Source organism: Pseudomonas saxonica (assembly GCF_007858365.1).
Taxonomy (GTDB): Bacteria; Pseudomonadota; Gammaproteobacteria; order Pseudomonadales; family Pseudomonadaceae; genus Aquipseudomonas; species Aquipseudomonas saxonica.
The window spans coordinates 39,972-57,727 of the sequence record NZ_VFIO01000015.1; the positions used below are offsets into that span (position 1 = coordinate 39,972).

Here is a 17,756-nt window from a genome sequence, read left to right on the forward strand (position 1 = left end):
CCTTTGACACGCATCATGTGAGCAGAAGCATTAGTGCAGCTATTGCGAAGGGTCTCATCACAGGCTCCGTTATTGTTGGCCTCGCATTCTGCCATGACGGCGGTGCTGATGCTAAAGTCCCGGAAAATCAATGAGGGAACGACATGCGGATTTTGATATGGGCTCTGGCGGTGGCATTTTTGGCAGGTTGCACCAGTCCTAGCGAGTTAATGTCTGGGACACCAATCCACACATACACCACAACGAAACTACCTAAGGATGTCGCCTTGTGCGTATATCCAGCTTGGCAGGACTACCGCTCAACATCTGTATTAAGTGAAACTACAAACGGTTACCGCATAGTTGTAGGTACTGACACGGGTCAGACCGACGATATTCTGAATATCGAGTTGTCAGATAATGGCAAGGGCAGTCTCATCAAACTCTACCAGCGCATGCCTTGGTCTCAGATAGGCCGCAGTGGCTTGACGCCGGCACTTAATAAATGTTTGTAACATGTCCTCTTTAAGCCGCCTACGGGCGGCTTTTTAATATCTGGAGATGTGTAATGGCTTCATCTGCGATTGATTATTCTCCTTTAGAAACTATTCGCCTTTGCGGCGTACTACGCCAATTTGGCAAGGAGTACAGGCTTTCCGTACGCACACCTGCAGAGGCAATCAAAGCTCTGTGTATTCAAGTTCCAGGGCTTGAGCGCTTTATAAGTTCAGCAAAAGCAAAAGGGCTGGAGTTTGCTGTGTATCGCGGCAAGCGAAATATTGGCGAGGGAGAGCTTGGGTTTCACGGGAGTGGAGAAATAAAAATTATTCCGGTGATCACGGGTAGCAAGCGAGCGGGTCTTCTTCAGACGATTGTTGGGGTGGTAATGATCGTCGCTTCTTTTATCCCCGGTTTTCAAGCACTTGCTCCTGTGGGTATTGCGCTGGTCGCCGGCGGTGTAATCCAAATGCTCAGCCCCCAACCCGGCGGCCTTAAAACCAGCGCAGCCCCTGAAAACACCCCCGGTTACGCCTTTGGCAGCGCCAAGAACACCACCGCATCAGGCAACCCGGTGCCGCTTTGCATTGGTAACCGCCGCTGGGGTGGCGCGATCATCAGCGCGTCAATCTACGCCGAAGACCAGATGTAATACGCGACCGAACACCGCGCCGCCCTTGAGGCGGTTTTTTATTGCCTGGAGAACAGCATGGGCGCAGCACGCAACATAAATATCCACGGCGCCAAGGGCGGATCTGATAAGCCAAAAACGCCCACCGAGGCCCCAGACAGTCTGCGCTCAATAGCCATTGCCAAGATGCTGATAGCCATTGGCGAAGGGGAATTTTCAGGAATACCGACGGCAAAGGACATCTTCCTCGACAACACTCCGCTAGCCGATGCTCAAGGCAATCTCAATTTCCCCAATGTTAAATGGGAATGGCGTACGGGCTCGGTCGAGCAGCCCCACATTCCAGGTATTCCTGCCATCGAAAATGAGACAACGCTGGGTGTTGAATTACGCAGCGGCACGCCGTGGGTTAAGGCAATCAGCAACGCTCAGCTGTCGGCTGTGCGTCTTCGTTTCGCATGGCCTGCACTGCAAGCTGTCGATTCTGAAAACAACATCAACGGCTATCGGATTGAGTACAAGGTCGAAGTGGCTACAGATGGCGGCGCCTACAAAGACGTGTTGAGTGAAGCGGTAGACGGCAAAACCACCAGCACCTATGAGCGCACCAGGCGTATCAACTTACCGAAACCGGGAAATCATTGGCTGCTCCGTGTCACGCGCATCACTCCCAACCAGAACAACAATAAAATCGCAGACACAATGCAGATTGCTGGTTACACGGAGGTCATTGACGCAAAAAGCCGTTATCCAAACACAGCGCTGCTTTACATCGAATTTTCTGCAGAGCAGTTTCGCAATATTCCGGCGGTCACCGTTCAATGCAAAGCCCGCAAGTGGCAGGTGCCCAGCAACTACGACCCTGAAAGCCGGACCTACAGCGGTATTTGGGATGGGACTTTCAAAGAGGCCTGGACTGACTGCCCGGCTTGGGTGACCTACGGCATCACCGTCAACGACCGCTTCGGTCTCGGCCGTCGGATCAAAACCTGGCAGGTCGATAAGTGGGAGCTTTACCGCATCGCTCAATACTGCGACCAGCTTGTGCCTGACGGCAAAGGCGGAATGGAGCCGCGCTTTATTTGCGACCTCAACCTTCAAGGCAAAGCAGACGCTTGGGCACTGTTGCGGGACATCTCTGCGATTTATCGCGGCATGACGTATTGGGCACAGGGGCAAGTGTTCTCCCTGTCGGATATGCCGCGTTCTACAGACTTTGATTTTGCCTACACCCGCGCCAACGTGATCGATGGCAAATTCACTTATGCCAGCGCTTCGGAGCGTACCCGTTACAGCCGTGCTCTGATCAGCTATGACAACCCGGCCAACAACTACGACACTGACGTTACCGCGGTGACCGACAGCAAGCTTCAGCGCCGCTATGGCGATAACCCATTGGAGATCAGTGCCATCGGCTGCACCCGGGAGTCAGAGGCGCAACGTCGGGGTAAATGGGCGTTGCTGACCAACGCCAAGGATCGCACAGTGACTTTCAGAACCGGGCTGGCCGGCCGCATTCCTCTGCCGGGATATGTCGTCCCGATTGCGGACGAGTTGATCGCGGGGCGGCCAATTGGGGGGCTTTTATCGGCGGTGAATGGCAAAGTGATCACTCTCGACCGCGAAACCTCAGCCAAGCCCGGCGATCGCCTAATACTAAACTTGCCAGACGGCACATGTGAGGGGCGGACGGTCCAGCTGGTCAGTGGCCGTAAGATCACCGTGACGACTGCATATCCGGTCGCACCTGAACCCGAGTTGGTGTGGTGCCTGGACGCAGAGGATTTGGCGGTACCGCTTTACCGCGTCACCAGCGTGTCGCGTCCAGAGGCAGGCGTATTTGAAATATCTGCCGTGCAGTACGACCCGAGCAAGTTTGCGCATATCGACACAGGCGCCCGACTGGAAGAGCGACCCATCAGCGTGATTCCAATCACCGTAGTACCGGCGCCGGCCAGCGTGACGCTGACGTCGAACTCTTCAATTTCCCAAGGCTTGGCCATCACTACGATGACTGTCGCTTGGGCGTCTGTTCCGGGGGCTGTCGCCTATGAGGTGGAGTGGCGCAAGGACAGCGGCAACTGGATCAAGGTGCAGCGCACTGGCTCATCCAGCGTGGACGTAACCGGTATCTATGCGGGCGCTTATCTGGCCCGGGTGCGCGCGGTCAGTGCCTTCGATATTTCCTCGATCTGGAAGTCATCGGAGCTGACCCAACTGAACGGCAAAGAGGGCTTGCCCCCTGCGGTCAGTTACTTGACCACGCAAAGCCTGTTGTTTGAGATCGGCCTCAAGTGGGGATTCCCGGAAGGGGCGGAAGACACCCAGCGCACCGAGATTTGGTACAGCAAAGCCAATAGCCTGGAGAGCGCTGCAAAGATATCCGATCTGGCCTACCCGCAGAATGATTACAGCCTGCAAAGCCTTGCGGCGGGCGCGCAGTTCTTCTTTTGGGCGCGATTGGTCGACCGCACCGGAAACATCGGACCTTTTTACCCGATGATAAATGGCGTGATGGGACAGGCGAGTGCAGAAGCAGGCCCGATTCTGGAGATGATCGCCGGCCAGATTGGCGAAACCGAACTGGGCAAGGATTTGCTGGATCGCATCGAACTGATCGACGGCATTGGGCCGGGCTCTGTCAATGAGCGGCTCGACGAAGCTAAAAAGGAACTTGAGGACCTAATCGACGAGATCACTGACGCGCTGGAGTACGACAACGCCAAGGCCTATGCCTCTGGGGATGTGGTGCGCTTGGGCAATCGATTGTTTCAAGCGATCGCAGCCACCACCGGAAATCCGCCGCCGAACGCGACTTACTGGGTCGACATGGGCACTTTGGCCGAAACCACCAATGCGCTTGTGCTTCAGGTGCAAAAGAACTCAGCCAGCATAATCGAGCAGGACGGCAAGATTACAGCGCAGGCCGAGCAGCTCAGCGCTATTAATGCCAAGGTGATTGATCCTGTGACCGGACTTGAAGCTACGGCCAGTGGATTAACCTCGCTTACCAGCACTGTCGAAACCCTCGACGGCAAAGTCACGGCGACTTCTGAAAAAGTCGATGGTGTGTACGCTCTTGTCAAAACCGATTCTGCGGGCGACTCCAACGGGAGTGCAGGCGACTCCACCTCATCGGCAGGTGCGTGGTCGATCATGTCTGCGATTGCCGAGCGCGACTTTGCCCAGTCAGTGCGTACTGACACGGTGGAAGCCAAGGTGGCCGACAACGCTGCAAGCATCATTGATGTGGCCAAAGCCTCGGCGGATGCCACCTCGGCGCTGGCAACTGACATCAAACAGGTTACAGCTACAGTCGGCGAAACTTCGGCGGCCATTCAAGTGGTGAGTAAAGCGCAGGCTGAGTTTGAGAAAAACGCCAGTGCCACTTGGTCAGTCAAGATGCAGGTCAACGCGAACGGGCAGTTAGTGACAGCGGGAATTGGCTTGGGCATTGAAACCAATGCCGAAGGCGTGACACAGAGTCAGTTTCTGGTGAGTGCTGATCGCTTTGCAGTAGTGGGGGCGCTCGCTGGCGGGCAAGTATTTACGCCATTTGTCGTTGAAAATGGCCAAGTGTTTATGCAGTCGGCGTTTATTCAGAACGGCAGTATCAACATGCTGAAAATCGGAGAGGCATTGCAGTCGGATAACTACGTGCCAGGTGTTTCTGGTTGGCGCTGGAATAAAAGTGGTGCTGTCGAGAATAACGGCATCGGCTCCCGTGGTCGCAGAACTTCAAATGAGGTATCCGAGCGTTTTTATGATGCTAATGGAACACTCAGAATCCGAATGGAGGTTTAAATGCCGGTTGTTTTTGAGCTTTACAATGAGGACGGTTCGCTACAGTTTGACCTCACAGCCCGACTCACCAAGTACCTCGGAGCGGTTCAGACAACCCCGGGATCAGCTGGAAGTATCAGCGATGCAAAATTAGCCACCGGAACACCGTGGTACGTCATTTTGCCCTCTGCGCATATAAGCCCTGAAATCGGGCGATCCGTGGGTATACCTGAAGTCACATTCTCGGATACCGCCATGCAGTGGTCATCCATTTCAGGGGAGGTTAACCCCGCAGGCTGCGTCATTACCTACGGAGTTTATTAATGGCTTTGATTGAAGTGGTGAGTGATTCGGGCGTTACCTTGATTGATGACACCTTCAAAAATATGTGCTTGCTGACTAAAGGCTCTCTCTCATTTACGTGGTCTGGGGCATTCGGGGCAGCGGGAGGGAGGGCGACGGTTACCGTAAACACAGCGACCGGAGAGACGCCATTTATCGCCATATCCAGTCCGTTCACAACAGGGGTTATTTCGGCAGGCATTTCAGGAAATACGACGACATGGACAATCGCTTGCGATGAGAGCGGCAAAAACAAAATAGCTGAGTATTTTGTCTTTTACATTCCGAGTCGAGTGCCCAATGCGAATGGGATACTTCAATTATTTAATGAGTCAGGCGAACTTGTATTTGATAGCGGCTTGAAGTACTCAAGGTTTATAGGTGAGCATCCTGCCAATATCGCCAACCCTCAAACCTACATGCAACCTGCTGGCAGGAAATACGCCATCTGCCATGTCAGGTTGGCCAGCAATTCGGGGGTGGCGTTTATTCCGGGGCAAGTTCCAATCGGTAAAGCCCTGATTCGTATTTTTTACACCTATTGGGGGTCTTATGTGTCTGGTAATACGGTAGGCGTGCATTACACGATTGATCACTGGCGCGAGTATATGGGTTCACCCACGATAAAAACTTGGAATCAGACAAAACCCAATGGAAAGATCATGGTTCTTGATGTGACCGGCTACTGATTTTTTTAAACCCCTTATCCTGAACTATCAATATGCTTCATTCAGCAGAGGCAAATCACCAACCCCGCCAAGTCGCGGGTATTTTTTCGCCTGGAGAACAACATGGCACGGCAAGAAATTATCTTAGGCACACCCCCTGCGGGGTTGGGCGGCGATCCACCGCGTACAGCCAGCATGAAAATCAATGCCATGACGCAGGAGCTGTACGACAAGAATGCAGCACTCGGCACGGCAGCTTCGCGTGGAGCTCAAACTGCACGCAAAGCCGCTTCAGGGGAGGTATTGATAGCGGGGTTTAATGGTATTGGCTTACAAAATGACCTCCGTTCCACGTTATACACAAGGGGCATACCCTCTGACATCATATCTTCGGGAACTTGTCTTGGATTTGCGGATGGATATGATTTAGGTATCCCCGGTGCCAATGGGGCTGGTGTATACGGCGTGTTAGAGAGCAGTGTTCACTGGCCTGAAATGTCCGGCGGCGATGGTATTCAGCAGGAATTTAAGAGGCCCAACACTACCTACAGAAGGGTGGCGCTCAGCTTAGCCAGTTGGGGGCCTTGGGTTATCGTTGGCACAAAGACTGTAGGCACCAATCTAGAGGGCGCGATAATTGAGCGAGGTGTAAACGGAAACGGTGGCTACACCCGATTTGCGGACGGGACTCAGATCTGCTGGGGTTCATTCTCGGGCTATATAGCAAATAGAACCATAGAATATCTTTTTGCAGCCCCTTTCGTGGAAGGTGTTCAGGTATGCGTAGCGGGCACCGTGGTACCTAGCAGTCGATACGATACAACTTGGTCCATGTGGTCGGGTAATCCTAGAGTGTGGAACTTTACTTCAACCGTAGACTCGCAGAACACGGTTCAATGCTTGGCGATGGGGAGATGGAAATAATGAAAATAATACTAAGCCCCCAACGGCGCGAGGACACTCTAAAAATAGTAAAGCAAGGGGCCACTCTTTTCATAAATGATGAGGCATTCAGCTTTTCAAGAATGGGAGATGGTGACACCCTTCCCCGAGAGGCAATTAAAAGCGAGTGGTTTGCAGGCCCGGTTGAAAAGCTAAACGGGGAAATAATCGTAACTCTGGTAATGCCAAACCCATGGAACTATAGCCATGATCAGGCTTTTCCCGAGCCCATAAGCGATGTCCCCGATGGAGTTGTAGATCTCCCGAAACCTCTGCCAGAATTGCCGGACTTCTTCGGCCAAGGAGTAACAGATTGAGCAATATCGACTGGGATATGCTAATAACAAGTGAAAGGAAGGGCGCCCAAACAAGTAAGGCTCTTGAGGCTGCATACGCAGAAAAGGAGGCTCTGTGGCAAGAATTGGAAATGCTGGTTATTGCGGAACAACTACTAGCAATCGAAGATGATGATCCCATAGCCCTATCCGGCACCGAGCGTCAATGGCGCGACTACCGCATCCAAGTACGCGCATGGAAAGAGGGCGCCGAAGGCTTCCCGGAAGCAGAGAAACGGCCAGTGCGGCCCAGCTAAAAACAGCATCACCCAGAACCCCGCCGAGTGCGGGTATTTTTTTGCCTGGAGAAAGCCATGCCCATCACCGTGCAGCAGTTGCTGCTGATCCTCCCGAACGCCGGCCAATTTGCCGGCGTTTTTGTACCTGTCTTGAACACCGCCATGAACCGGTTCCAGATTGTTGGCTCGAAGCGCGTTGCGGCCTTTATCGCGCAGATTGGCCACGAATCCGGCCAGTTCCGTTACGTGCGCGAACTGGGCAATGACCAATACCTGAGCAAATACGACACAGGCTCACTGGCTAAACGCTTGGGCAACACCCCCGAGGCGGACGGCGACGGTCAAAAATATCGAGGCCGCGGCCTGATCCAGATCACCGGCCGGGCCAACTACATGATGTGCGGCGAAGCGCTGGCCCTTGATCTGATCAACCAACCCGAGCTGCTGGAAAAGCCGCAGCACGCATGCATGTCAGCGGCATGGTTTTGGGCGAGCAGGGGGCTCAATACCTTGGCCGACGCGGGCCAGTTCGACACCATCACCCGGCGCATCAACGGCGGTCAGAACGGCGCAGCAGATCGTCAGGCACTGTATGCTCGTGCCCTCAAGATGTTGGCGTGAAGCTCGATGCGGTGAAGTGGGGCGGGGCATTGCTGCTAACGCTTGGCCTAATGGGTGGCAGTGCATGGGCGGCATGGGCGTGGCAGGCCAACGCTTACGGCCAGCAACTGGCCAAACAGGAAACCGCCCACCAAACAACCCTGACTCATCTGGCCAATGCCAACTCAGCGCTAATCCTCGCGGAGCAGGGCAAACGCTTCGCCCTGGAACAATGGCTGGCAGCCAGTGACCAAGCCCATTATCGAGCCCTGACTGATGCCAAAACTAATCAAACCCGCCTGCGTGATCGCCTTGCTACTGCTGACCTGCGGCTGTCAGTCCTACTCGACACCACCGCCACAAATGATCGTGACGGAATGCAAGCCACCACCGGCCCCCGTCGCTTGGTTCATGGAACCACGAGAGCCCAACTTGACCGAGCGCATGCTCAACGAATTATCGGAATCACCAGCGACGGCGACCAAGGACTGATCGCGCTGCAAGCCTGCCAGGCCTACGCCAAAGAAGTCTCACACACGAAATAAAAGGAGCGGCCGAAGCTGGATGCGTCAACATCTAGCCCGGCCACCAAACCCGCAGATCATCCCTGCAAGCCCAGTCAAGGCTCCTGCTCCGTGCACAAAGCGGAGCGAGCCTAGCACCTGTCTATCCATACAGTAAAGGTCTTGCAAACAATGTCATCACCCATCATTCCTTGGATGGGCGGCAAACGCCGCCTCGCCGACCGCCTTATCCCCCTGTTCCCACCCCACGAATGCTACGTCGAAGTCTTCGCCGGCGGCGGGGCACTCTACTTCCTGCGCCCGCAGCCTGCTCCAGTCGAAGTGCTCAACGACATCAACGGCGACCTGGTGACCCTGTACCGCGTGGTGCAGAACCACCTGGAAGAATTAGTGCGTCAATTCAAGTGGGCACTCAGCTCACGGCAGATATTCGAGTGGCAAAAAATGACCCGCCCGGAAACCCTGACCGACATCCAGCGCGCCGCTCGTTTTTTCTACCTGCAGCATCATGCTTTCGGTGGCAAGGTCTCAGGTCAGAGTTTCGGTACCGCAACAACAGCTCCCGCAATCAACTTGCTGCGCATCGAAGAAAACCTGTCTGCCGCTTTGGCAGCGCCTGTCCGGTACCTACGTTGAAAACCTGCCCTGGCTTGAGTGCGCCGAGCGCTACGACCGGCCGCACACCTTCCACTACATGGATCCACCTTACTGGCAGACGGCTGGATACGGCGTCGACTTCCCGTTTGAAAACTACGAGCGCATGGCTGACTTTATGCGGCGTTGTAAAGGCAAGGTCATGGTTAGCATCAACGATCACCCGGATATTCGGCGGGTGTTTGAAGGGTTTCATTTTGAGACGGCTGAGATCCGGTACACGACCACGAATCAGCGGCAGGGGAGGGCTGAGGTGACGGGGGAGTTGATTGTTATGAATTGGGAACCTAGTATCTGTAATGGATTATTTTAGCATTGTGCGAGAAGGACAGGAGTAGAGTTAGTGATTGGTTATAATTCGATCCTTCTCATAGCTCTGGATCCAGGGATGGGACATGGATTCTCTAAATGATCTGTATGAAGACTTTGAAGTTTTATGTTTTTTTGAGAAAGGTAATCTGGAAGTAATACCTTTTGAGTTTTCAGTTTTGTTTGGAGAGCTTTCGAATAGGAGCGATTTTTTGCTGGAGAGTTATTAGCATCAGTAGTAAGATAAAGTCGGTAGGTTTTGTCGCTTTGTGTTGGTGGCGTATCCTATTATAAAAGATGTATGAACTAAAAAACTATAATTGCTAATGGAGTGGCTGTGAGTACTACAACTCAAAACGAACTGAGGCGAACTTTTATTGCGATGCTGTTTGCGCTCGTTGCAGCCACTGTGGCCCAACAAATATCGGAATTATTATTCGTGGTCACCGGGGGGTGGGATTCGGCTTCAAGTCCATCGAAGATGTTTGACAATTTGTTTGCAGAGGAAGGCGCTCTCCTCGCAACGCTGTCACATTCCCTGTTGGCGCTTCTTTTGGTAACGATAAGTTGGGTGATGTGGTCGAAGTCTCAAGCGGGAGGTTTAAAGAAGGAGATATCTTCTATATTTTCTAAGGAGTTTGTAATATTGCTGGTTGAGGTTTTTCTGGTTGTTTTGTACTTTGCAATCGTAAAGACTGTAGAGCAAAATTTTCAGAATTATACTGTTAATAAGAAGATTTCTGAATATGTAGGTGTTGCCTCTGCGAGGCCTGAGGCGCTTCAGTTGATGTGGGTTTTTGCTGTTTACTTTATTTGGGATTTTATTGTTGATGTTGTAACGAGTCCTAGGTATGAACAAGGGGTTGTGGTGCCATCTAGTGTTATTTCTTATTTTACTGGGGTTGTGGCATACTGCTCAATTTCTATGATTTGTCTTCTTGGTGCTTGGTTGGTAAGCGGTGTCTCTGCTTCTGTAGCTACGCCTTATGAGGCTGTAATTGGTGATGTTGCTTTGTTGTGTGTACTACTGTTTTTTGTTCTTGCGAAGCAGTTGGAATACCATACGACCAAAATTTTCCCTAAGGAAGCTACTAGGAAGAACACAAAGCGTGATACTCCTCCTAGTGTTCAAGCGTACGTGGGGATGGTGATTTTGATCGCAGTTTATACTTACTTAATAATGGTGTTGATATGGCCGCCGAGCTTCCTGAGATAATTGGTCTAGTTGGTCCAATAAGGGCTGGAAAGACCACGATCACTAAGCATCTCGTGGATCGATACGGATACTCTTTAGCTTCTAATTCTGAAGTTTTGAGGAAGATACTTAGTGATGTCGGTATGGCTCAATCAAGAGATAATCTTGGCTCGCTAGGAAACTCAATTTTTAGTATTTTTGGAAATGATCTAATCGCAAGGCATAGAGTGGAGAATCTCCATCTTGGTAAGATTGTAGTAGATGGCATTAGGTACACGGATGAGTTAGCTCGTTATCGTGAGGTGCCAGGGTTTAGGCTCATAGGTGTGCAGGCCTCTGTTGAGACGCGTTTTGAGCGAGCTATCTTGGATGCTGAAGTGTGTAAAGATATTGAGTTGACTAGAGGTAAGTTTGATGAATTAGTCTATTCAAGGAGTGAGCTAGATGTGCCTGAACTCTTATCTAAAGCTGATAGAGTTATTTATAATAATGATGACATGGCTCAGCTATGGTTAGAGGTTGATCAAGCTATACTAAGCTGGATAGCTTGATCTCTAGGTTAAACTGCGCTGATCCGCTGTAGTGTATCGGCGCATTTTTGCAGATAATTCAGGTCTTTTCCTAATATCCAGTATTCATGATCTTTGCAGAGATTTTTCGTGTCACGAATTATGTGTATGTTAAAGCCAGCTGATTTCACATCATCGGAGAGCCGCTTTTTTGCTTCGATCGTTCTCCGGTATACATTAGCAATCATGGCGCCAACTGGGCTCATTGTGCGATATAGTTCAGTTAGCTGGTTTGGATAAAAGGGGAAGTGTAATACGAAAACCGCCATAACCAGTTCAAAATGATGATCGTTGAAATGTAGTTTGTATTCGCTACTTGAAAAAATTTGACATTTATTGTTTTCGTTTTGGAGTTTTTGAATGACCTCAGGGTCTGCATCCGAAATTATGTACATTGCCTGGTTCTCAGGCTGGTTGTAAAATATCGGCTGTGACCCTGCGCCGATCTCTAGAAAAGTTCGCGGTGCAAGCTCAATAGCAATTTGCTTGAATAGCTCTCGTACGTCGACGTTAGTTTTACTAATTAAATTTGGGTAGCTCGCGCGTGCTCTGCATAGGTGGCTGACTTCTTCAGAGCTTAATTCGTCAAGATTGGGCGTATACGTGTAAAAAAAGTCCATAAATCTATAATAGATTTTTCCATCGTACTTGGCTTCGCTTGGACCTTTTTCATCGCCTAGTACTTTCAGAACATTAGGCTCAATCATTTTAAAATCGCGGTCACTCATTCTCCACTCCATGGGAAAATTATTATTTTTTAAATATCAAAATGTCTTCGCATTTGACACTGGCCATTAGCCGTCGACGGCTTGATTTTATATCTCTTTTCCTACGAAGACTTAGGTTAAAGCCTTTGGATTCGGCAGCCAAAATCAGCTCGTTTGTTGTAGATGCTCTGGCTCCAGACTCACCCACAACTAAAGCCATTGAAGAACCTGTTTTTAATACGCGATAGCATTGCGTAAAAAACGAATTTATAAAATTCATATATAGTTCGTGGCTGTTCTTTCTGGTTCGGTTTGATCTCGCGCCGGACTCATGTGATCTCAGTTTTTCGAAGTCTCTAAATCCTAGTTGGTCCGCTGCAAGTTCGTCTTTGTCGAACCAGAGATAACTTAGTCTTTGAGATTTTATATAGTCAGCAACTCCGTAATAAGGTGGCGAGGTAACAATAAAATCTATATGTTCTTCAGGCAGGTCTTGCATGTTTTTTACGCAGTCGCCGTGAATCAATTTGTATCTAGATCTTGTTAGTTTTCTCGTTTCGTTATCAGAGTGAACCTGCACAAGTTTGTGGGACTGTTCGGTAATAGTTATGTAGTCATTGGCAGCATTGATGAAAATAGAAAGTGCATCTTTCAGAGTTATTTCGAAGGGCTTTGGCTTTACGTTGTCGCAAACCCATCCCCAATGACGCCCCTGCGACGAAGTGTTCTTTAGTACACCCGAAAAAATGGCGAGAAAACAACGTTTTGTGTCGGTGTTGTCAATGCGTAGAATTGCCGATAAAAGTCTATTTAGAGTATTGAGGGTCTCAGGGTGGTACCATGCAGATAGTTCTTGGTGGTGAGGATGTTGTAATATTTCTTTGGAGGTGAACAGCTTCTCCGAATCTCTGATAATGATATCTAGATGTTGTCGTAAGCTCCTAGGGGCAGGGAAGTGTAGTTTTGCGTGACTCATCAGCAATGCAACAGGGTTTGTATCCATGCCAATGAAGGTCCGTCCTAAACGGATGGCCTCCACTCCAGATGTACCAGAACCGTTAAAGGGATCAAGTACTAGCCCGCCCTTTTTTGTGAACACGGGTATTAGTGTCCCAGGAATAGCTGCTACATAAGTCGCAGGATACCAGTGTACAGAGTGGATTCCAGAGTTGCCTAGGTTCGGGAATGACCAGTCAACATCTTCGAGTTGCTCATTTGTATTCAAGTTGAAGCTCGTCCGTCTTAGAATAGAAACTTCCTGTATACGTCTCTGGGAAATCGAAATCGAAAGTTTCTGGCTCAAAAAGCTCGATAAAAGATTTAATTACCTCTTGTCGCCACTTGTTAGATTGTGTTTTAGTTAATCTAACTTGTCCTGGGCTCTTTTTGACAAGCGCAATCATGCAGCTGGTAGAGTTTTTTCCGAGATGAACTATTTTGTTGTCGTCAAGAGTGATCTTGATTCCCCGGCTAATCAACCCTTTCTCGTTCCACACAAAGTAACCAGAATTTTTTATGATTTCGGTAATATTGCTATCCATATGGTCAGATATGTCTTTATTCTTCAGTTTTTTAGGCGAAGAGAAATTTTTAAACCATACGTAATCAACGAATTTATAATCACATCCAGAAATTAGCTGCCAGCCTAATGCTTGGGTTGTGGGGGTTGCTCGCAGCTTATCTTCAAATTCCGGCTCAGTCATGTACCAGTCGGTGGGCGTGATTATATTGTTATCGACTGCGAGGCGAACCAGATCTGTTTGTAGCGCGTTATAAGGAATGCACTCGGGATGCGCAATAATCATTGTGTATATACGCTCTCTAAATTCTAGCCACTTATGCAAGGGGGCAATGGCTTCCTTCGAAAAGATAAGGCCATTTAAGCCTTTGAGGCGCATAGAGTTACGTATTGTTTTAATATTTTCTTTAGCTCCTTCCCAGCCGAGCATAGCCGCCATACGGTGTACGTTGTCGATGTTGTCAATGTCTATATCGGCAGAAATTGGACTGGTAGAACCTTTTTTTGGGCATACTATATTGATGACAGTTTCAATATCAATGCCATGCTTTTGCAAGATAGGAGTTAGTTTTAGCTCTTTATTTTTTACAATTTGCTGATATGCGTTTCCACTTCCAAGTGTTCCTCGGATAATCTTTGCCAAGTTCTCTTCGTGACTAAAGTCTGGAGTGATAAACTTCAGTTCGGACTCAACCAGATGCCCATATGGAGGAATAGCTGCATCATGGAGTAAAGCTGCCGCGAGCAGAGCTTTAGTGTCACTTAAGTTGAGGTTGGCTTTGTGAGCTAACTCAACAGCTAAGAATGTTACACCGATAGAATGCGGTAGTCGGCGAGACCTGCCTAATTCTTGAATCAGCGGGACATCAAAATTCATTTGCCGCATGTTCCGCAGTCGGTGAATCTCCGGACTGTCGATAAGGTCTGCGAGTAGTGAGGTTAGATTCTCATCAGAGAACCGCATGAGCCCATGTAAAATGTCGTGGAATTCCATATGGCCCTTCAGTCAAAACGTGTGCCGGGTGTTCGTCCCAAATCGGGAGCTTTGCGAGATTGTACACACATAACGCGGTCAGATCATTTAAGACAGATTTGAGTTTAAGGGCGCTGGTCCTCAGCCACCGCTGGCAGCGGTCCGCGAGCGATCGCAACTAATTTTCTCCCCGATCATGCTGGTCTGATCGCGTCAGGGTAAAAATCTTTGGCCTATGCTACCTACACCTCTATCTCTACCTTTTGCTCAAGCTGGTGGCGAGTGCATTGCTGCTCGATCACAGGATTTTCCTGGGTTTGTTGCTATATACGAATGACTTCACGATATTCGTAGGCTACAGATGACATGGTCCAGTGTGTCTCAACACCAAGCCTTTAGAATTCAGCTCGGATTTCATTGATCCCATGGTGGAAGAATTCCTTACGCGGATTGACCTTGTTTATCTGACGGCGGAGGAAGTGGCGGTGCACGATATTTCCAGGTTCAGTGAGATGGCAAGATATGCGAGCTACGAATAACCCGAGAAGTTTGACAGGTTGCTTCTCGGTTGAAACATCGCGCTAGGTCGAAGTTTTCGCCAATTTAAGCTTGCTCAACAGCCCAGATTTATGCTCGGACGGGCGGCTTTACGCGTGCCGCAGGCCACGAACGACTGGCTTTTATCCAAGTTAGGCTGCGCATCGAGCCAGACAGGTTTGGGATCAATCGATATTAGGTGTCGAGCTGTCGAGGTAGATTGTTGATCTCGCGGAAAGCCCAGTAAACCGCTTTGCCCCAGTGATGACAGCCATGTAGAGAACGCCGTTATACGCTCTGCATCATGGATATATGTAAAGCCTTGTTGGCCCTGAATAAGCCATGGAAATTGATCGGCAAAGCTCAAGATTGCAGGTGACGGATTGGACGCACCAAAATACCAGAAGCTATCCTCGCCTTGCGCCAGATAGACACGACGCCCTTGGTCCTGTCTAAAGGATTCCAAGCTATTGTGCTCAGCCGATGGCAAGCGCAACCAGCGACCATTCTCGCGAAAGTACAAATTGTCGCCGTACTGTTGCTCGATACTCCCGTAAGGATTGGGATGCTTCTCGGGGAATTGGAGGAAGTAATCGTCCATACCGAGTACCTTCGTCAACTGCATGGCATACACCAGCCGATGACCAGTCGCCTTTGAGGAATGACCTACAATCCAATCTCCCTGCAGCAGATTTGCATTCATGTGGTTAGGCGTGCAAAGCGCAAGCGAACATACAGCGAAGAACGGGTTCGGGGCCAAACCTGAGTCATTCGTTATTACATACTTGAGTAATTTCATATGCAGGCTCTTCTTAAGTGTTGAATCGACCTTGGTTCTAGATGCGTCTGATTGTCGGGCTTTTGCAAATTTCTGCCATCGCTAAATGACGGAATCGAGAATGAAGCTACCTGGTCCAGGCGGTGGCTGTTGGCCAAAACAGCCCCTCATACAGCACTGTCTGTTGGGAATAGCAAAAGTAATTGTCGGTCAGCAGGGCGCTGTATGAAAAGACAAGAACTTGTACTGACCTTGATTGGACGGATCGAGGGAGAGCAGTTAAGGATCGACTTCAAACGAGTCACACTGACTGCTTAAATTCTGCTACAGCAATAATTATTTAAGAGATAATATATTGATTTATAATAACTTTTTGAAAATGTAGCTCCCATCCATCATAGGGGCCACGCTAAAGCGTCTGGACACCGCAGAGCCTGTGTTTACGTGGTTTGCAGCTGATTTTTCTACCATTTTGCTCTACGTGTTTAAGGCGTGTTTTAGGGGGTATAAGGACGTTTATGACGGCTCACTGGTCCAATTTGCCATCTCATTTTGAATTGTACCAGTTGACCATAGCCACGATCAGAGTGTGCAAACGCATCGCTGGCAGCATCAGTTACACGGCACAAATACCCTTGATTCGTGAAGGGGCGCAAGTCTACCAAGAGAGTCAGACTTTCGCCCGTAAACAGGCCGCCCAAGCTTGGGTGCGCAAGCGTGAAGCTGAACTGGACCAACCCGTAGCCATTGAGCGTGCACACCGCGTAGGTGCCACAGTCAAGGAAATGATCGAGCGCTATATGCTTGAAATGGAGAAGGCTCGCGCACTAGGTAAAACCAAATTGGCCACGCTCAAGGTGCTGGCGTGAAGTTCGACGCGGTGAAGTGGAGCGGGGTGCTGCTGGTTAGCTTTGCCCTGATGGCTGGCAGCGCTTGGGCCGCACGGGCATGGCAGGTCAACGCCTAAGGTCGCCAGTTGTCCGCTAAAGACGCTTCACACCAACCCGTGCTCACCGATATGGTCAATGCCAACGCCGCATTAGTAGTTGGCCGAGCAGGGCAAGTGCTTTGCCCTTACCAGTCTTGTTGGGTCGGCGAGATAATCAGATCGTTTACGGTGACGTTAGCCGGCTGATTCGGGGCGTAAACCATTGCCCTGCCTATCTCGTCGGGGGAAATGGCAATTTCGTTAAGTTTTAAGGCGGCCTTGCGGCCCTCAGGATCCTCAACCTTTTCAGCCCTGCGAGAAGCCCTAAAGCCGTGTCTACATTCGATTGACCCTATCAGTTCGACCTGCGTGAGGATATGAGATAGATCCAATGGCGCAGCGAACCTTTCGCTGGCGCCCGAAATGAACTAGCCAGACAGCTCCAATGGGTGAAAGGTGCCCTGTAGTTTTGGCAAGCTCCGCTCTTCGAGATTATAGGGTGCTGCGGGGAAAGGAACTCGTAGATGCCTGATTCTGATCTACCCTGTACAGGCGGTTCAGTATTCAATCATTAAATTTTGGTACGGAGTCAAAATGAGAGCAAATCACCTGGCGGTTTTGACCGGAGTCTCTTTATTTTTAATAGCATCTGCAGCGTCTGCAGAACAATATTTGCCGGATGTCATCAGCAAAGACCCGTACAAAAACGCCTATGCACAGATGCTGAGCTTTCCAGATTGGGTGAGTAAAGCTCAGGGGACTGCAACGCCCGTTGAGAAGGTTTCGGCAGGCGGAAAAAGCTTTCTTGTGGGCCATATGTGCAAGCCACATGACTGTGCTAACAATCAGTTAAGCGTTGTTTTCAGTGCGAATGGCAAGAAGTCGTGGGGACTTCTTGCGACACGTTCTGCGGATGAGGAAGCCTTCACAAAGCAGGTGCTAGGAAATCCAGACAGTATTGTCGAAGGATTGTTGAATAAATCTTTTTCGGACAACAATCCATGAGTCTAACCGGAAAAAGACTGCCGGTTAGCTGGCTCAAACTC

Annotated in this window: 15 protein-coding genes and 3 pseudogenes; 13 read left to right on the forward strand and 5 right to left on the reverse strand. The window is 50.0% G+C overall.

Annotated elements, in window-relative coordinates; translation table 11 throughout:
- Window positions 1–143 precede the first annotated feature (143 nt).
- The 11 genes and pseudogenes from FJD38_RS22805 (at window position 144) to FJD38_RS22860 (ending at window position 11,250) form a co-directional block, all read left to right on the forward strand.
- The gene (locus FJD38_RS22805; protein WP_146387761.1) at window positions 144–494 is read left to right on the forward strand and encodes a hypothetical protein; all 351 of its coding nucleotides are present in this window, start codon (window positions 144–146) and stop codon (window positions 492–494) included.
- Between the two features lie 53 nt (window positions 495–547).
- Entirely contained in the window at window positions 548–1,129 is a 582-nt protein-coding gene (locus FJD38_RS22810; RefSeq protein WP_146387763.1) for a tail assembly protein, read from the forward strand.
- Between the two features lie 57 nt (window positions 1,130–1,186).
- The gene (locus tag FJD38_RS22815; protein ID WP_146387764.1) at window positions 1,187–4,912 is read left to right on the forward strand and encodes a TipJ family phage tail tip protein; all 3,726 of its coding nucleotides are present in this window, start codon (window positions 1,187–1,189) and stop codon (window positions 4,910–4,912) included.
- Between the two features lie 302 nt (window positions 4,913–5,214).
- Window positions 5,215–5,922, forward strand: coding sequence for a hypothetical protein (locus FJD38_RS22820; RefSeq protein WP_146387766.1), 708 nt, complete (start codon window positions 5,215–5,217; stop codon window positions 5,920–5,922).
- An 833-nt stretch (window positions 5,923–6,755) separates the two neighbouring features.
- On the forward strand, window positions 6,756–7,160 hold the full coding sequence (locus FJD38_RS22830; RefSeq protein WP_244302799.1) for a hypothetical protein: 405 nt from the start codon (window positions 6,756–6,758) through the stop codon (window positions 7,158–7,160).
- A complete protein-coding gene (locus FJD38_RS22835) occupies window positions 7,157–7,435 on the forward strand; it encodes a hypothetical protein (protein ID WP_146387770.1) in 279 nt (92 codons plus the stop codon). The genes FJD38_RS22830 and FJD38_RS22835 overlap by 4 nt, the downstream gene beginning before the upstream one ends.
- Window positions 7,436–7,492: 57 nt before the next feature.
- Entirely contained in the window at window positions 7,493–8,038 is a 546-nt protein-coding gene (locus tag FJD38_RS22840; RefSeq protein ID WP_146387772.1) for a glycoside hydrolase family 19 protein, read from the forward strand.
- Window positions 8,035–8,562, forward strand: a complete 528-nt coding sequence (locus FJD38_RS22845; protein WP_146387774.1) for a lysis system i-spanin subunit Rz — start codon at window positions 8,035–8,037, stop codon at window positions 8,560–8,562. Before FJD38_RS22840 ends, FJD38_RS22845 begins: the two co-directional genes overlap by 4 nt.
- Before the next feature lie 150 nt (window positions 8,563–8,712).
- Window positions 8,713–9,508 (forward strand): annotated as a pseudogene (locus FJD38_RS22850) (DNA adenine methylase).
- Between the two features lie 333 nt (window positions 9,509–9,841).
- On the forward strand, window positions 9,842–10,720 hold the full coding sequence (locus FJD38_RS22855; protein WP_146387776.1) for a hypothetical protein: 879 nt from the start codon (window positions 9,842–9,844) through the stop codon (window positions 10,718–10,720).
- A complete protein-coding gene (locus FJD38_RS22860; protein ID WP_146387778.1) occupies window positions 10,696–11,250 on the forward strand; it encodes an AAA family ATPase in 555 nt (184 codons plus the stop codon). The genes FJD38_RS22855 and FJD38_RS22860 overlap by 25 nt, the downstream gene beginning before the upstream one ends.
- A gap of 8 nt (window positions 11,251–11,258) precedes the next feature.
- On the opposite strand, the gene FJD38_RS22865 is transcribed toward FJD38_RS22860, so the two are convergent.
- The 4 genes from FJD38_RS22865 to FJD38_RS22880 form a co-directional block, all read right to left on the reverse strand.
- Window positions 11,259–11,996 carry a methyltransferase domain-containing protein gene (locus tag FJD38_RS22865; protein ID WP_146387780.1) on the reverse strand — a complete coding sequence of 246 codons (738 nt, stop codon included), beginning with the start codon at window positions 11,994–11,996 and terminating at the stop codon, window positions 11,259–11,261.
- A 22-nt stretch (window positions 11,997–12,018) separates the two neighbouring features.
- The gene (locus FJD38_RS22870) at window positions 12,019–13,200 is read right to left on the reverse strand and encodes a DNA methyltransferase (RefSeq protein WP_158637871.1); all 1,182 of its coding nucleotides are present in this window, start codon (window positions 13,198–13,200) and stop codon (window positions 12,019–12,021) included.
- Window positions 13,187–14,488, reverse strand: coding sequence for an HD domain-containing protein (locus FJD38_RS22875; protein ID WP_146387784.1), 1,302 nt, complete (start codon window positions 14,486–14,488; stop codon window positions 13,187–13,189). The genes FJD38_RS22870 and FJD38_RS22875 overlap by 14 nt, the downstream gene beginning before the upstream one ends.
- A gap of 592 nt (window positions 14,489–15,080) precedes the next feature.
- Complete coding sequence (locus FJD38_RS22880; protein ID WP_146387786.1) at window positions 15,081–15,803, reverse strand: Nmad2 family putative nucleotide modification protein; 723 nt, start codon at window positions 15,801–15,803, stop codon at window positions 15,081–15,083.
- A 551-nt stretch (window positions 15,804–16,354) separates the two neighbouring features.
- On the opposite strand from FJD38_RS22880, the pseudogene FJD38_RS22885 reads away from it, so the two are divergent.
- Window positions 16,355–16,645, forward strand: a pseudogene (locus tag FJD38_RS22885) (site-specific integrase); the annotation flags it as partial.
- Window positions 16,646–16,856: 211 nt separating this feature from the next.
- Here FJD38_RS22885 and FJD38_RS25085 read toward each other — a convergent pair.
- Window positions 16,857–17,021 (reverse strand): annotated as a pseudogene (locus FJD38_RS25085) (SDR family oxidoreductase); the annotation flags it as partial.
- 283 nt (window positions 17,022–17,304) lie between these two features.
- Here FJD38_RS25085 and FJD38_RS22895 point away from each other — a divergent pair.
- Window positions 17,305–17,715: an Ivy family c-type lysozyme inhibitor gene (locus FJD38_RS22895; RefSeq protein WP_146387788.1), complete on the forward strand. Its 411-nt coding sequence runs from the start codon at window positions 17,305–17,307 to the stop codon at window positions 17,713–17,715.
- Window positions 17,716–17,756 lie beyond the last annotated feature (41 nt).

Coding starts and splice junctions, on each gene's coding strand:
- FJD38_RS22805 (WP_146387761.1), top strand. CDS start 144: ATGCGGATTTTGATATGGGCTCTGGCGGTGGCATTTTTGGCAGGTTGC.
- FJD38_RS22810 (WP_146387763.1), top strand. CDS start 548: ATGGCTTCATCTGCGATTGATTATTCTCCTTTAGAAACTATTCGCCTT.
- FJD38_RS22815 (WP_146387764.1), top strand. CDS start 1,187: ATGGGCGCAGCACGCAACATAAATATCCACGGCGCCAAGGGCGGATCT.
- FJD38_RS22820 (WP_146387766.1), top strand. CDS start 5,215: ATGGCTTTGATTGAAGTGGTGAGTGATTCGGGCGTTACCTTGATTGAT.
- FJD38_RS22840 (WP_146387772.1), top strand. CDS start 7,493: ATGCCCATCACCGTGCAGCAGTTGCTGCTGATCCTCCCGAACGCCGGC.
- FJD38_RS22860 (WP_146387778.1), top strand. CDS start 10,696: ATGGCCGCCGAGCTTCCTGAGATAATTGGTCTAGTTGGTCCAATAAGG.
- FJD38_RS22865 (WP_146387780.1), bottom strand. CDS start 11,996: ATGAGTGACCGCGATTTTAAAATGATTGAGCCTAATGTTCTGAAAGTA.
- FJD38_RS22875 (WP_146387784.1), bottom strand. CDS start 14,488: ATGGAATTCCACGACATTTTACATGGGCTCATGCGGTTCTCTGATGAG.
- FJD38_RS22880 (WP_146387786.1), bottom strand. CDS start 15,803: ATGAAATTACTCAAGTATGTAATAACGAATGACTCAGGTTTGGCCCCG.
- FJD38_RS22895 (WP_146387788.1), top strand. CDS start 17,305: ATGAGAGCAAATCACCTGGCGGTTTTGACCGGAGTCTCTTTATTTTTA.